Genomic DNA, 16406 nt, shown 5'->3' with positions numbered 1-16406 from the left:
CAATGACCACCACGTCACCCGACCGCCGCGCGATCATCACCGAGGCGTTGCACAAGATCGATGACCTCAGCGCGCGCCTGGAAATCGCCGAGAAGGCGACTACCGAACCAATCGCCGTGGTCGGAATTGGATGTCGGCTCCCCGGTGGCGTAGACAACCCCGAGCAGTTCTGGAACCTGTTGCGGGACGGCCGCAGCGGCATCATCAAGGTTCCCGCCGAACGGTGGGATGCCGACGCCTTGTACACCGACGACTACACGGTGCCGGGAACGATATGCAATCGGGAAGGCGGCTTCCTCACCAGCTGGGCGCCGGACGAGTTCGACGCAGAGTTTTTCTCCATCACCCCCCGCGAGGCAGCGGGCATGGACCCACAACAACGGTTGCTACTCGAGGTTGCCTGGGAGGCTTTGGAGGACGCGGGTGTGCCGCCGCACACCATTCGTGGCAGCCAGACAGGCGTCTTCGTCGGGCTCTCCGGATATGACTACATGCTCACGCTCGCAGGCCAATTGGGGCCCGAAGACCTCGATGCCTACCTGCTCACCGGAAACGGGGGATACCTCGCGGCCGGACGGTTGGCGTATTTCTTCGGAGCTCGGGGCCCTGCGGTGGCTGTCGACACGGCCTGCTCGTCATCGCTCGTCGCACTGCACCTGGCATGTCACAGCCTGCGCACTCGAGAATGCAACACAGCACTGGTCGGTGGCACCCACCTGTTGCTCAGCTCCGCGCCGAGCATCAGCTGTTCACGGTTTGGGATGTTGTCGCCGGAGGGGCAGTGCAAGACCTTCGACGCATCCGCCGATGGGTATGTGCGCAGCGAAGGCAGCGGAGTGGTGGTACTCAAGCGGTTGGCCGACGCCGAACGCGACGGCAACCGAATCCTGGCAGTAGTGCGCGGTTCGGCCGTCAACCAAGACGGTGCTAGCAGCGGATTGACCGTTCCGAACGGCCCGGCGCAACAGGCGTTGATCCGCCGGGCGCTGGAATCGGCGAAGTTGAAGCCCGCCGACATCGATTACATCGAGGCTCATGGAACAGGTACCCCGCTCGGCGACCCGATCGAACTCGACGCGCTGAGCAAGGTTTTCAGCGATCGGGAAAGCGCCCAGCCGCTGGTAATCGGATCGGTGAAGACCAATATCGGTCATCTGGAGTCCTCGGCCGGCATCGCCGGGTTCATCAAGGCGGTGCTCTCCCTCAACCACGGCTACATTCCCCGGCACCTCAATTTCCATGAGTTGACGCCGCATGCCAGCGAAGGCGCCGCGCGCCTGGCCATCGCGGCCGAGGCAATGGACTGGCCAGTCACCGGTCGTCCTCGCAGGGCGGGGGTGTCTTCGTTCGGTGTCAGCGGGACGAATGCTCATGTGGTGATCGAGCAGGGTCCGGATACGACGCCGGTCGCCGCTGACGCGCCGGCGCCGACGGTGTCGACCTTGGTGGTGCCAGGCAAGACCGCACAGCGAGTGGGCACCACGGCATCGGTGTTGGCCGAGTGGATGGCCGGACCCGGCGCCGAGGTAGCCCTCGCCGATGTCGCACACACGCTCAACCACCACCGAGCCCGACAAGCGACCTTTGCCACCGTGGTCGCACGCGATCACACCCAGGCGGTGACGGGGCTGCGCGCCCTGGCCGCCGGCCAATCCGCCGATGGAGTAGTCGGCTGCCAGGCCGGCCCAGCCGCGCCGGGCACGGTGTTCGTGTATTCGGGTCGCGGCTGGCAGTGGGCCGGAATGGGTCGACACTTGCTGGCCGACGAGCCCGCGTTCGCCGCCGCGATCGCCGAACTCGAGCCCGACTTCCTTGCCCAAGCCGGGTTCTCGCTGCACGACGTGATCGCCCAAGGCAAAGAACTCGTCGGGATCGAACAGATCCAGCTGGGTCTGATCGGCATGCAATTGGCGCTGACCGCGTTATGGCGCTCCTACGGGGTGACCCCGGACGCGGTGATCGGACATTCCATGGGCGAGGTGACCGCCGCCGTGGTCGCCGGCGCACTGACCCCGGCCGAGGGACTGCGGATCACCGCCACCCGCTCCCGGCTCATGGCGCCGCTATCGGGGCAAGGCGGCATGGCGCTGCTCGAGCTCGACGCCGAGCAGACCGAGGCGCTGATCGCCGATCACCCCGACGTGACGTTGGCGATCTACAACTCACCGCGCCAAACCGTGATCGCCGGACCGACCCAGCAGATCGAGGCTCTCATCGAGACGGTGCGCGCCCAAGACCAGTTCGCGAGCCGGGTCAATATCGAGGTGGCCCCGCATAACCAGGCCATGGACGCGCTGCAACCCTCGATGCGGTCGGAATTGGCTGATCTCAGACCGAAATCGCCGACGATTCCGATCATTTCCACCACCTACGAAGACCTGGATCGCACCCCGGTGTTCGACGCCGAGCATTGGGCCACCAACATGCGCAACCCGGTGCGATTTCAGCAGGCCATCACTGCGGCCGGCGCCGAGCACCACACCTTCATCGAGATCAGCGCGCACCCGCTGCTCACCCATGCCGTCACCGACATCCTCGGCAGCGCCGCACACCGCAGCATCGGCACCCTGCAACGCGACGCCGACGACACCATCACCTTCCACACCAACCTCAACACCACCCACACCACTCACCCACCACAGACACCCCATCCCCCCGGACCGCACCCCCGCATCCCCACCACCCCCTGGCACCACACCCACCACTGGCTCTCCAGTACCACCACCTCCCATGCGGCAGGCACTCATCCGCTACTCGGCATGGGAGTCATTGATCCCACCAACGGCACCCGGGTCTGGGAGAACGAGCTCAGTCCGGATCTGCTGTGGCTGGGCGACCATCGCATCGATGAGCTGTGCGTGCTGCCAGGCGCGGCCTACGCCGAGATCGCGCTGGCGGCGGTCACCGACGCATTCGGGGCCTCCGCAGACACCCCAGACACCCCAGATTCCGCAGATTCCGCAGATCAACCCTGGACGATCCGCGAGCTGTCCCTCGATCAGGTGCTGCACGTGACCAACGGCACGATGCTGGTCACCACGCTCACCGGCGACGACCAGATGTGCCGGGTCGAAATACGCACTCGCAGCGGCGCATCCAGATGGACCAAGCACGCGACGGCCACACTCGCACGTGCCCCCCAGCCGCCTCGCGAGGCGCCGGAATTTACAGCCGACGACGGCGCGACGGAACTGGACCCCGACGAGCTGTATCGCCGGCTGCGCGCCGCGGGCCAGCAACACGGACAGGCGTTCCGCGGGATCGTAGGCCTGACGATCTCCTCGTCTGGTGTAGCCCGCGCTGAGGTCCAGCTGCCCGCGTCAGCCAAGGCGGGTGCGCGCAAGCTGCTGCTGCACCCGGTCGTGATGGACGTCGCGTTGCAGACCCTGGGTGCCACCCAGTTGGCAACCGAGTTCGCCGGCGGGCAAACCGATCAGCAGGCCATGGTGCTTCCGGTTCGTTTCGCCGGCATCCACGTCTACGGCGATGTCACCGAAGGGGCCTACGCATTTGGCTCCCTGGCCGTGACCGACGGCCAGCTGGTTGGTCAGGTGTTGGTGACCGGCCACGATGGTCAACCACTGTTGGCGATCGATGAAGTCGCTATGGCGGTGTTGCAGTCGCCGGGTGGGGCTGGTGAGGGCGCGGGTCGGTTGTTCACGTTGGAGTGGGAGCCCGCGGCGCTGGGTAAGCCGGCGGGGTCGGTGGGGGATCTGTTGGTGGTCGGTGAGCCTGCCGATGGGTTGGTTGCGGGGTTGGTCGGCGGTGTTGGTGACCAGGTCGGGCGGTGCGAAGTCGTCGGTGCCGATGATCAGCAACGGCTGCAGCAGGTGATCTCCGAGAGTGATCGCGGCTTCGACGCGGTGATGGTGGTGTGTCCACCCCGGGCCGTTGATGAGGCCCTGCCACAGCAGGCGCAACTGGACCTAGCGCAGCAACGGACGTTGTTTATCGCTGAGTTGGTCAAGACGATCTCGCGGGTGGGTGCGCGTAATAGTCCGCGGTTGTGGATCGTCACCCGGGGGGCGGCCCAACTCGACGCCGGCGAACACGTCACGCTCTCTTCGGCCCAGCTGCGGGGTATCGCGCGGGTGCTGGCCTTCGAGCATCCCGAACTCAAGACCACGATGGTCGACGTCGAGGCCGACGGTGAGGACTCGGTCGCGGCCCTGACCGAGGAGTTGCTCGCCGGTAGCGACGATGACGAGGTCGCCCTGCGCGCGGGACACCGCTGGGTGAACAGGCTGGTGCCCGCACCCACCACCGCCGGTGGTGAGTTGGTGGTGGAATCGCGAACGACGGTGGCCGACCTCGATGCCGGCGCGGCGGTGCGGTTGCAGATCGATCAACCCGGGCGCCTCGATGCGCTCACGGTGCACGCGGTCAAGCGGATCGCCCCGCAACCCGGCCAGGTTGAGGTGCGCATCGCCGCGGCGGGACTCAACTTCGCTGACGTGCTCAAGGCCATGGGGATCTACCCGGGCACCGACGGTCCCCCGGTCATCGGTGGCGAGTGCGTCGGTGTGGTGACCGCGGTGGGTGCCGATGTCGACTCCGTGGCGATTGGCCAGCGTGTCATCGCGTTCGGTCCGGGAACGTTCGGCTCGCATATGACGACCCTTGCCGACTTGGTGGTGCCCATCTCCGACGAGCTCGCCGACGGCCAAGCCGCCGCGTTCGGTATCGCGTATCTGACCGCCTGGGAGTCACTGTGTGTGGTCGGGCGGCTGGCCCCCGGTGAACGCGTGCTCATCCATTCGGCCACCGGCGGTGTCGGGTTGGCGGCGATTTCGATCGCCAAGATGATCGGGGCCCGCATCTACACCACGGCCGGCTCCGACGACAAACGCGCCATGCTCGCCGAGCTCGGTGTGGACTACATCGGCGACTCACGCAGCGTGGATTTCGCCGACGAGATCCTCGAGACCACCGAGGGCTACGGGGTGGATCTCATTCTTAATTCACTGCCCGGCGAAGCGATTCAACGCGGAGTGCGCATCCTTGCTCCCGGTGGCCGGTTCGTCGAAATCGGCAAGAAAGACGTCCACGCCGACGCCAACCTAGGGTTGGCCGCGCTGGCCAAAAGCGCCTCCTTCACCGTCGTCGACCTCGACTTGAACCTGCGGCTGCAACCAGCCCGGTATCGCCGGTTACTCCACGAAATCCTCCAGCATGTCTCCGACGGCACCCTGCAGGCACCTCCGGTCACCGAGTTCAGCCTCGACCACGCCTTCGACGCGTTTCGACTGATGGCCTCCGGTAAACACACCGGCAAGATCGTCATCTCGATACCGGCCACCGGCCGCATCGACGCGGCCGCGTCCCCGCCACCGCTGGTCACCTCCGACGGCGGCTACATCGTCGTCGGCGGCATGGGCGGACTAGGTCTCGTCGTCGCCGAATGGCTGGCCAACCACGGCGCGGGATTGATTGTCCTCAACGGACGTTGCGCACCCAACGACGACGCCAGCGCCACCATCGCCGAGCTCACCGCCGCCGGCCACCGCATCGAGGTCATCACCGGCGACATCACCGACGCCGACACCGCCACCCGACTCGTCACCGCGGTCGAAGACGCCGGTTTCCGCGTGGCCGGCGTCGTGCACAGCGCCATGGTGCTCGCCGACGAGATCGTGTTGAACATGTCCGAATCGGCCGCCACCACGGTATTCACCCCCAAAGTCACCGGCAACTGGCGCCTGCACGAGGCCACCACCCACCTCGACCTCGACTGGTGGCTGACCTTCTCCTCGGTCGCCTCCCTGATCGGCTCACCCGGCCAAGGCGCCTACGCCGCCGCCAACTCCTGGGTCGATGCCCTCGTCTCCCACCGCCGCAGCCACGGACTACCCGCCATCGGCATCAACTGGGGACCCTGGGCCGAAGTCGGCCGCGCCCAATTCCTCGCCGACCTCGGCGTCACCATGCTCACCACCGAACAAGGCCTCTCCGCCCTACAAGCAGTCCTGACCGCCGACCGCGCCCACACCGGCGTGTTCACCCTCGACGCCCGCCAATACTTCCAATCCTTCCCCGCCCTAGCCGCATCCTCCCTCTTCGCCACCCTGCGCGACACCACCACCATCGAGCGGCGCGGCGGCGGCAAGATCCGTGCGGAATTGGAAGCGACTGACCCAAGCGAGCGTCCCGCCCAGCTGGCATCCGCGATCGCCGACGAGATCCAGGGAGTGCTGCGCTCCAGCGAGCCCATTGACCACAACCAGCCGATGGAATCGCTGGGTCTCGACTCACTGATGGGCCTCGAATTGCGGAACAGACTAGAGGCGAGCTTGGACATGACATTGCCGGTCGCGTTGGTCTGGGCATACCCGACCATCACCGATCTGGCGGGTGCGTTGTGCGAGCGGATGGGCTACACGGCGCCGTCCGATGAGTCGGCGACCTCCGACGAGGAGACCTCCCTGTCCGACGAGGAGATGGAACTGCTGTCCGAGCTGGTCGAGCGCACCGAGCTGGAGGCTGCGGCAGAAGGCGCCGACTTATGACAAGCCTCGCCGAGCGCGCGGCCCAACTGTCTCCGAAAGCGCGAGATGTACTCGCCCGCGAGCTAGTTCGCGCGGGCACGACGTTCCCGACCGACGTCGCCGAGCCGATCGCAGTAGTCGGCATCGGGTGCCGCTTTCCCGGCGATGTGTCTGGGCCGCAAAGTTTTTGGGAACTACTGGTCAACGGCCGCGACGCCGTGTCCATGGTGCCGGACGACCGCTGGGATGCCGACGCGTACTACGATCCCGATCCGGAGGCACCGGGGCGGATGACCACGAAATGGGGTGGTTTCCTCTCCGATGTCGCCGGGTTCGACGCCGACTTCTTCGGGATCACCCCACGCGAAGCAACGGCGATCGACCCGCAACAACGAATGCTGCTCGAGGTCACCTGGGAAGCGCTCGAACATGCCGGCATCCCGCCAGATTCCCTGAACGGCACCAGGACCGGCGTCATGATGGGCTTGTGGTCCTGGGACTACTCCACGGTAAACATGGAGCGGTTCGCCGAGATCGACGCGTACATGAGCACCGGAGTCCCGCACTGCATGGCGGTGGGCCGGATTTCGTATCTGCTGGGGCTGCGCGGTCCAGCAGTAGCCGTAGACACCGCGTGTTCATCGTCGTTGGTGGCGGTGCACTTGGCATGTCAGAGCCTGCGCCTGCGCGAGAGTGACTTGGCACTGGCCGGCGGTGTCCAGCTCAGTTTGTCGCCGTATACCAGCATCGCGCTGTCCAAGTTCTCGGCCCTCTCACCGACGGGTCGATGCAAGGCCTTCGATGCCGGCGCGGACGGCTTCGTCCGCGGCGAGGGCGCCGGGGTGGTGGTGCTCAAGCGATTGGCCGACGCCACCCGTGACGGGGATCAGGTGCTGGCGGTGGTCCGCGGTTCCGCGATCAACCAGGACGGCCGATCCAACGGCATGACCGCCCCGAACGCGTTGGCTCAGCGGGACGTGATCAACTCCGCGCTGCGGATGGCCGACGTCGCTGCCGACAGCGTGAACTATGTCGAGACCCACGGCACCGGAACGGTGTTGGGGGATCCCATCGAATTCGAGTCATTGGCGGCCACCTACGGCCGCGGTGACGGCGAGTGCGCGCTGGGCGCCGTCAAGACCAACTTCGGTCACCTGGAGGCAGCGGCCGGGATCGCCGGGTTCATCAAGGCGGTGCTGGCTGTACGACGCGGGTACATTCCCCCCAACTTGCACTTCACCCGGTGGAACCCGGCCATTGACGCGTCAACGACCCGCCTGTTCGTGCCGACCCAGGGCGCTGCCTGGCCGGACGCCACCGGTCCGCGTCGGGCAGCGGTGTCCTCGTTCGGGCTCAGTGGGACGAATGCGCACGTACTGATCGAGCAAGGTTCGCCGCCGAACTCGCCATCCGCCGGTAAACCGGATTCGGGGGCTCCGGGGATTGCGCGGTTGGTGCTGTCGGGTAAGACGCCCCAGCGGGTCGCTTCACTGGCCGAAATGGTGGCCGACTGGTTGCAAGGTTCGGGTGCGTCGGTCCCGCTGGCCGATGTGGCGTACACGCTGAGTCATCACCGGACCCGTCACGGCCGGCGTGCCCTGGTGGCCGCAAGAGACCGCGCGCAGGCCGTGACCGGGCTGCGGGCACTGGCCGCCGGCCAGCCCGGTCCGGGCATCGTGTCCAGCCATCAGCTCCCGAGCGGCCCAGGCACCGTGTTCGTGTACTCGGGTCAAGGATCGCAATGGGCCGGGATGGGCCGGCAGTTGCTGGCCGACGAGCCCACGTTCGCCGCCGCCATCGCCGAATTGGAACCAGAATTCGTTGCGCAGGTAGGCTTTTCACTGCAGGAGTTGATCTCCGACGGTGCGGAAGTGGTCGGCATTGACCGCATCCAGCCGGTCCTGGTGGGCGTGCAGCTGGCGCTCACAGCGTTGTGGCGCTCCTACGGGGTGACCCCGGACGCAGTGATTGGGCACTCGATGGGCGAAGTGGCCGCCGCCGTGGTGGCCGGCGCACTGACCCCGGCCGAGGGATTGCGGGTGATCGCGACCCGCTCGCGGTTGATGGCGCAGTTGGCCGGTCAGGGCGCGATGGCACTGTTGGAGCTTGACGCCGACGCGACGCAGACGTTGATTGCCGACGTTCCGCAGCTAACGGTGGCGGTATATGCCTCGCCGAGTCACACGGTGATCGCCGGACCGCCCGCGTCGGTGGACACGGTGATCGCGACGGTGGCCGCCGATAACCGGCTGGCCCGGCGCATCGACGTCGACGTCGCCTCGCATAACCCCATCATCGACCCGGTGTTGCCACAGTTGCGTTCGGCGCTCGGTGATTTGGCGCCTCGGCAGCCCGAGATTCCGATGATCTCCACCGCCAGCGAGCAGGCCCAACCGGTGATGGATGCCGACTACTGGGCCACCAACCTGCGCAACCCCGTGCGGTTTCACCAGGCCATCACTCGGGCTGGCGCCGGACACCACACCTTCATCGAGATCAGCCCGCATCCGCTGCTTACCCACACGATCACCGACGCCCTGGGCGATAGCCACGGTCGTGTGGTCACCCCGACGATGAGCAGGGACACCGACGAAACCCTGTTCTTCCACGCCCAACTCGGTGTGGTGGGCACGCCGGAAACCGCGAACGGGCGACGTGCCGATCTTCCACCCACACCCTGGCACCACGAGAAGTTCTGGGTCCCCGACCGATCGGGCATGCTCCACGTGGCGGCCACCCACCCGCTGCTTGGGACTCATACCGAAATCCCCTCCGGCCGCGACCATGTGTGGCAGGCGAACGTGGGGACCTCGGTGCAGCCCTGGCTGGCCGATCACAAGGTGCACGGCCAACCGATCATGCCGGCCGCCGCGTTCGCCGAAATCGCCCTTGCCGCCAGTAGCGAAGCGCTCGGATTGCCCGTCGACGCCATATCCGTCCGCCAACTCGAGGTCGAGCAGATGCTCCCCATCGACAGCTCCACGGAGATGACGACTCAGTTGACGCGGGGCTCGGACGACAAGACGCGGATCGAGGTCTACTCCCGCACGGCCACGGGCGGCTGGTGCCGGCATGCCCTTGCCAAGGTGGAAGCATCGCCGTCAGACCTCGTCCCCGACCAGCACCCACCGGCCACTGGCCACGCCGCCACTTCGGTGTCCCCCGCTGACTTCTACGGCGCGCTACGCCAGACCGGACAGCACCACGGGCCGGCCTTCGCGGCGCTGACTCGAATCAGTCGGTTGCCCGACGGCACAGCGGAAACCGAGATCGAAATCCCGCAGGATGCTCCCCGCCATTCCGGGTATCGAATCCACCCTGTCCTCTTGGATGCCGCTCTGCAGAGTTTGGGCGCCGCGATGCCGGAAGGACAGGCCGCAGAATCCGGCACATACCTGCCGGTGTCGTTCGAGAAAATCCGGGTATTCGGCGACCCCGGCCGGCGCGCCAGCTGTCGTGCTGAGCTGACCAGCCTCGCCGAGGGCGGGGCGGGCAAGCTCGGCAGGCTCGTGATCGCTGATGGGGCCGGAACCGTGACTGCGGAAATCGATGGCATCTATCTGCGGCGCGTCGAACACCGCGCGGTGCCGTTGCCGCTCTCGCAGAAGATTTTTGACACCAGTTGGGTGGAAAGTCCGCCCGAGCCAGGCACTGCCGCGGAAAGCAGCGCGCCGGGGAGTTGGCTGGTACTCACCGAGGCCGACGCCAAGGCGGCGGCGGAGCCGTTCGTCTCCCGGTGGCAGTCAGCGACCCAGCGAGTGAGCGTCGCCAACCTCGACGACGAACCCGCGGTACTCGCCGCTTTCGCAGAAACGGCCGGCGATCCCGAGCGCCCACCCGCCGGTGTGGTGGTCTTCCTCGCAGGCGGGTCCACAGGGCCAGAAGACGGGCTGACGCGGGCCCGCGACACAGTCTGGTCGGTCTCAGCGGCCATTCGCGGAATCGTCGGCGGCTGGCACGGCCGGTCTCCGAGGCTCTGGTTGGTCAGCCGCGGTGGTCTCGCGGTTGGCGACAAGGAGCCGGGAGCTCCCGCCGTCGGCGCGTTGAGAGGCCTGATACGAGTGCTCACCTACGAGCATCCCGACCTGCGCACCACACTGGTCGATCTGGATCCCGCCGACGAGACGCTCGCCGCGCTGGATGCCGAACTGCAGTCGGCAGATAACGACGACGTGGTCGCCTGGCGAGGCACCATCCGCCACGTCGAGCGGCTTACCCGGGCCACCCTGGGCGCACCTACGGGCGCCCCGGTCGTCCGTCCCGGAGCGTCGTACGTCGTCACCGGGGGCCTCGGCGGCCTCGGCCTCGTCATCGCACGATGGATCGTCGACCGTGGCGCCGGCCGCGTCGTCCTCAACGGCCGCAGCGATCTGTCCGACGAACAGCGCGCTATCGTGACCGAGCTGGAAACCAAAGCTGAGATCGTCGTTGTTCGCGGCGATGTGGCCTCGGCGCCAGTGGCCGAAAGCCTCATTCTGGCCGCGGAAGACAACGACCGCGAGTTGCGCGGAATCGTGCACGCGGCGGCCGTGATCGACGACAACCTGTTGTTCTCCATGAGCAAGGAGAGTCTGGAACGGGTGTGGGCTCCCAAAGCGGCGGGGGCGCTGCGGATGCACCAAGCGAGCGCCACCCGGGAGCTGGACTGGTGGCTGGGATTCTCTTCAGTCGCTTCGCTGCTAGGGTTTCCCGGGCAGACGGCCTACGCGTGCGCGAGTGCCTGGCTCGATGCCCTCGTCGCGTGGCGCAGGGCGTCCGGCCTGCCGGCGGCCGTGATCAATTGGGGACAGTGGTCGGAAGTGGGCGTCGCGCGCTCGTTGAATGTCGGTGTCCTCGATCCGATTACGCCGGCCGAAGGGATCGAGGCGCTGGAGTCGCTGCTGGCTAGCGACCGCGGCCATACCGGCGTCGCCCGGCTACGTCCCGATCGGGCGGCGGTCGCATTCCCTGAGATCCACCGAATCGGCTACTTCGCCCTCGTAGTCGAAGAGCTCGATAGTGCGGGCGACGCGGGTGACTGGCCCGGTCCCGATGCGCTGTCCGGCCTCGATCCTGTTGAGGCCGCCGGAATCGTGACCGAACGATTGTGCGTGCGCATCGCGGCGATCATGGGCTACGCCGACCATTCGGCTGTCGACTCGACCATGCCGTTGACCGAACTGGGGATGGATTCCCTCATGGCAGTGCGGATCCGCAACACTTCGCGCGCGGACTTCGGCGTGGAGCCGCCCGTCGCGTTGCTCTTGCAGGGCGCGTCGGCGCAGGATCTCGCCACCGATCTCCTTCGGCAGCTCAACCTGACCGACGAACAACAGGTGAACGAGCACGTTGACGTAGTTCGCGACCGCGCCCAGCAGCGCGCGGCAGCGCGACAGCAAGCCGCGATGCGGCGAAAGGCGGGGCAATCCACGTGAACACCAACCCAGATTCGTTGCCTGACAACGCAATCGCCGTTGTCGGCATGGCCGGCCGATTCCCGGGCGCCAACTCCGTATCGGCGCTGTGGGACAATCTCCGGCGCGGCAAGGAGTCGATCGTCACCCTGTCGGAACCCGAGCTGATCGATGCCGGGGTCGGCGAGAAAACGCTGGCGAACCCCGCCTACGTGCGGCGAGCACCGGTTGTCGACGGCATCGAGGAGTTTGACGCGGACTTTTTCGGCTTTTCTCCGCAGGCCGCTCGGATGCTCGATCCGCAACATCGGCTATTCCTGCAGTGCGCGTGGCATACGTTGGAGGACGCGGGCGCTGACCCCGCGCGGTTCGACGGCTCCATCGGCGTCTATGGAACCAGCTCTCCCAGCGGCTATCTCTTGCACAACCTGCTGTCGCACCGCGACCCCAACGCCGTCCTGGCCGAGGGACTCACCTTCGAACAGTTCAACTTGTTTCTGCAGAACGACAAGGATTTCCTGGCGACGCGGGTATCTCACCAGCTCAATCTGCGGGGTCCGAGCATCGCGGTCCAAACCGCGTGCTCGTCGTCGCTGGTCGCGGTCCACCTCGCCTGCCTGAGCCTGCTCAGCGGCGAATGCGACATGGCGCTGGCAGGCGGGGTGTCGTTGAACGTCCCCCACCGCGTTGGTTACTGGAACTCGCCGGGATCCATGGTCTCGGCAGTCGGGCACTGCCGGCCCTTCGACGTGCGAGCCGACGGTACCGTCTTCGGCAGCGGCGTCGCGATGGTGGCCCTCAAGACCCTGCAGGCGGCCGTCGACGCCGGGGACCGCATCCACGCCGTCATCCGCGGGTCGGCGATCAACAACGACGGCTCGGCCAAGATGGGATATGCGGCGCCAAGTGCGGCCGCTCAGGCCGATGTCATCGCCGAGGCACAGGCCGTCGCGGGCATCGACTCGTCGACCGTGAGCTATGTCGAGACCCACGGAACCGGCACCCCGCTGGGTGACCCGATCGAAATCGAAGGGCTCCGTACGGCATTCGGCGTGTCACAGAAGACCCGCACGGCTCCCTGTGTGCTCGGCTCGGTCAAGTCGAACATCGGCCACCTGGAAGTCGCCGCGGGAATCGCAGCTCTGGTCAAGACGATCTTGTGCCTGAAGAACAAGGCCATTCCGGCCACGCTGCACTTCACCAGTCCCAACCCCGAACTGCGTCTCGATCAAAGTCCGTTCACCGTGAGAAACAAGTACGGACCATGGGAATGCGACGGAGTCCGTCGCGCCGGAGTCAGCTCGTTCGGGGTCGGCGGTACCAACGCCCACGTCGTCTTAGAGGAAGCCCCACTAGAAGCACCTCAAGAAGAATCCGAAGCTCCAGCACGTCGGATCGAACGCCAGGTTCTCCTGTTGTCAGCAAGAACACCTGCGGCGCTGGCCGAATCGCGAGCCGCGTTGGCTACTGCACTGTCCGGCGCGCCGGAGCTGGATCTGTCCAACGTTGCCTACACTCTCGCCGGGCGCCGCCAGCACACCGTCCGGATGGCGGCCGTCGTCGGCGACACCGAGCAGGCAGCTGCGATTTTGCGGGAGCCCGAGCACGACAACGTTTTCGTCGGCAAAGGCCCGGATAGCGCGGACGACGCTGCCCCTGACTCCGGCGGCGCCGTTTTCTTGTTTCCCGGTCAGGGCGCTCAACACGTCGGCATGGCCAAAGGGCTTTACGACACCGAGCCGGTTTTCGCCGAGCACTTCGACGCCTGCGCCGAGGGATTCCGTGAAGAGCTGGATCTCGATCTGCATGCCGCCGTGTTCAGCGGTACCGCTGGCGATTTGGAGCGTATTGACCGTTCGCAGCCCGCCCTGTTCACGGTGGAGTACGCGCTCGCGAAGTTGGTGGAAACCTTTGGTGTGCAACCCGGGGCGTACATCGGCTACAGCACCGGCGAATACATCGCGGCCACGTTGGCGGGAATCTTCGATCTTGCGACAGCAATCAAAACAGTATCGTTGCGCGCCCGTCTGATGCACGAGTCGCCCGCGGGCGCCATGGTTGCAGTGGCGGTGAGCCCCGACGAGATCGCCGCGCACTTGGCCGAGCACGTCTTTGAGGGAGTCGAACTCTCAGCAGTGAACGATCCCGGTAACTGCGTGGTCGCCGGACCCGACGACGGACTACGCGCATTCACCAAACACCTTCGCCACCATGAGATACCGGTTCGACGGGTGCGTGCGACCCATGCGTTTCACACGAGCTCGATGGATCCGATGCTGGCAGAATTCCACGAGTTCCTGTCGCGTCAGGAGCTGCGCGCTCCGCACAAACCGTTGCTGAGCAACCTCACCGGAACGTGGATGTCCGCCGAGCAGGCAACAGACCCGGACAGCTGGACGCGTCAAATCAAATCGACGATCAGGTTCTCCGATGAACTCGATGTGCTGCTGAGCGATCCGGCTCGGATCCTGGTCGAGGTCGGTCCGGGCGGGAGCCTGACTGGCTCGGCGATCCGCCACCCCAAGTGGTCGACCGGGCACCGCGCGGTTCGTCTCATGCGCCACCCCGTTCAGAACGTCGACGACCGCGACACTTTCCTTCGCGGCCTCGGCGAACTCTGGTCAGCCGGAATCGACGTTGACTGGTCGCCGCTGCGACCCGAACAGCCGCGCGTCGTTTCGCTACCCGGGTATCCATTTGAGCGCCAGCGGCATTGGGTCGAACCCAATCTCAACCTGGTGGCGCACCTGCCGGCCGGAACCAACGGCTCGCCGGTAGCCGCAGGGTCGGGTTCCGGCGCTGGCTCACCGACAGGGGTCTCCAACGTCGAGGCGGTGCGCAACGGTAGGTCACAAACCGAGGCCACGTTGCAGCGCATCTGGCAGCAGTGCCTGGGTGTCACCGCGGTCGATCGGAACGCAAATTTCTTTGAACTCGGTGGCGATTCCCTGATAGCCATCAGCATCGCCATGACCGCCGCCAACGAGGGCCTGATCATCACACCGCAGGATCTGTACGAATACCCGACCTTAGCCTCGCTGACCACCGCCGTCGATGCCGCGTTCGCCGCGAGTGGATTGACAAAACCTCCTGAGGCGCAGGCTAACCCGGTCGTTGGACCGAACGTCTCGTACTTCCTTGAACGAGGGTTGCGCGAGACGGGCCGCTGGCGCGTCCCGTTGATCTTTCGCCTGGAGCCCACCGTGGGCGCCGAAGACATTCGGGCGGTGCTGACCGCGGTGATAAACCACCACGACGCATTGCGCCTCAACCTCGTCGAGCGCGAGGGAATATGGGAGCAGCACATCGGACCACCAGCGGAATTCACCCAGCTGGTGACCCGGTCGCTTCCCGAGGAAGCAACCGACGAACAGGCTGCGGCATCAGACACCCTGGCTGAGTTTATTGCCGAGCACGGTGCCTCGAACGCGGCGCTGACTGCCGTGCACATCACGGCCGCTCCTGGCGGTGCGCACTACCTGGGTCTTGGCCTGCACGAAACGGTCGCCGACAGCTCATCGAGCCAGATCGTGGCGACAGACATCATCACCGCGTTCGGGCAACAGCTGGCGGGCCAGGAAATCACACTGGAATCGGTCGCCACCGGATGGCGAGACTGGTCACTGCGATACGCGACCCTCGCGACACATCCGGCGGCTCTGGATACTCGCAAGTTCTGGGTCGACAACGCAAGCAAGACAAGTCTCTGGCTGGCCGAGGCCGCTCCCAACGCAGAGAGGTCCCCATCCCCCGCCGCCGACGATCTGACTCGGCTGTCGAGCGCCCTGGGCGTTGATCAGACATCCGAGCTCGACGACGCTCGGCGCAGATTCCGACGGTCGATTCAAGAGATCCTGCTTGCCGCGCTGGGACGAACGATCGCCCGGACGGTCGGCGAGGGCGTGATCGCTGTGGAACTCGAGGGCGAGGGGCGCTCGGTGCTGCGACCGGATGTCGACGTGCGCAGAACTGTCGGCTGGTTCACGACGTACTACCCGGTTCCGCTCGCGTGCTCGAAACAGCGAGGCGCCGCTGCGATTGAACAGCTCACGGCGGTTCATGACACCGTCAAGTCCGTTCCGCACTATGGCGCCGGATACGGGCTGCTGCGGTATGTCTACGCCGCGACGGGTCGGGTTTTCGGTGCGCAACGCCCACCCGACATCCACTTCCGGTATGCCGGCATGATCCCGGAGCTGCCATCCGCTGATGCGGGTGCGGCCGCGCCGGCACAGTTGGCGTCCGACATCGCCATGCCGGTGCGCGAAGCGATCCCCGGGCTGGGACATGCCATCGAACTGCGGGCTTATCGGTGTGGCGGCGTGCTGCATCTCGACTGGTGGTACGACACCCGGCGGATCGCGGGCGAGACCGCACAAGCGCTCATGGATAGCTTCCCGCTCGCGCTGAGCGAGTTGATCCAGGACGGCATCGCGGCGCAGCAGGACGACAGCGACGACGTCGGCGCCACCGAAGCTGGCGCTCTGGTGGACCTGTCGACCCTCGACGCGTCGTGATCCCGGCCGAG

3 protein-coding genes are annotated in these 16406 nt (G+C 66.3%); all 3 read left to right on the top strand.

Going from position 1 to position 16406, the window contains the following annotated elements; translation table 11 throughout:
• Positions 1-2: 2 nt before the first annotated feature.
• The 3 genes from F6B93_RS07150 to F6B93_RS07140 are packed head-to-tail and all read left to right on the top strand — an operon-like array spanning position 3 to position 16395.
• Positions 3-6506 carry a type I polyketide synthase gene (locus F6B93_RS07150; protein ID WP_211698464.1) on the top strand — a complete coding sequence of 2168 codons (6504 nt, stop codon included), beginning with the start codon at positions 3-5 and terminating at the stop codon, positions 6504-6506.
• Entirely contained in the window at positions 6503-11899 is a 5397-nt protein-coding gene (locus F6B93_RS07145) for a type I polyketide synthase (protein ID WP_211698463.1), read from the top strand. The genes F6B93_RS07150 and F6B93_RS07145 overlap by 4 nt, the downstream gene beginning before the upstream one ends.
• The gene (locus F6B93_RS07140) at positions 11896-16395 is read left to right on the top strand and encodes a type I polyketide synthase (RefSeq protein WP_211698462.1); all 4500 of its coding nucleotides are present in this window, start codon (positions 11896-11898) and stop codon (positions 16393-16395) included. Before F6B93_RS07145 ends, F6B93_RS07140 begins: the two co-directional genes overlap by 4 nt.
• Positions 16396-16406: the final 11 nt, after the last annotated feature.

It is taken from the genome of Mycobacterium spongiae (assembly GCF_018278905.1).
Lineage (GTDB): Bacteria > Actinomycetota > Actinomycetes > Mycobacteriales > Mycobacteriaceae > Mycobacterium > Mycobacterium spongiae.
The sequence above is the reverse complement of the archived record's forward strand: the minus strand, read 5'-3'. Positions and strand labels throughout refer to the sequence as shown.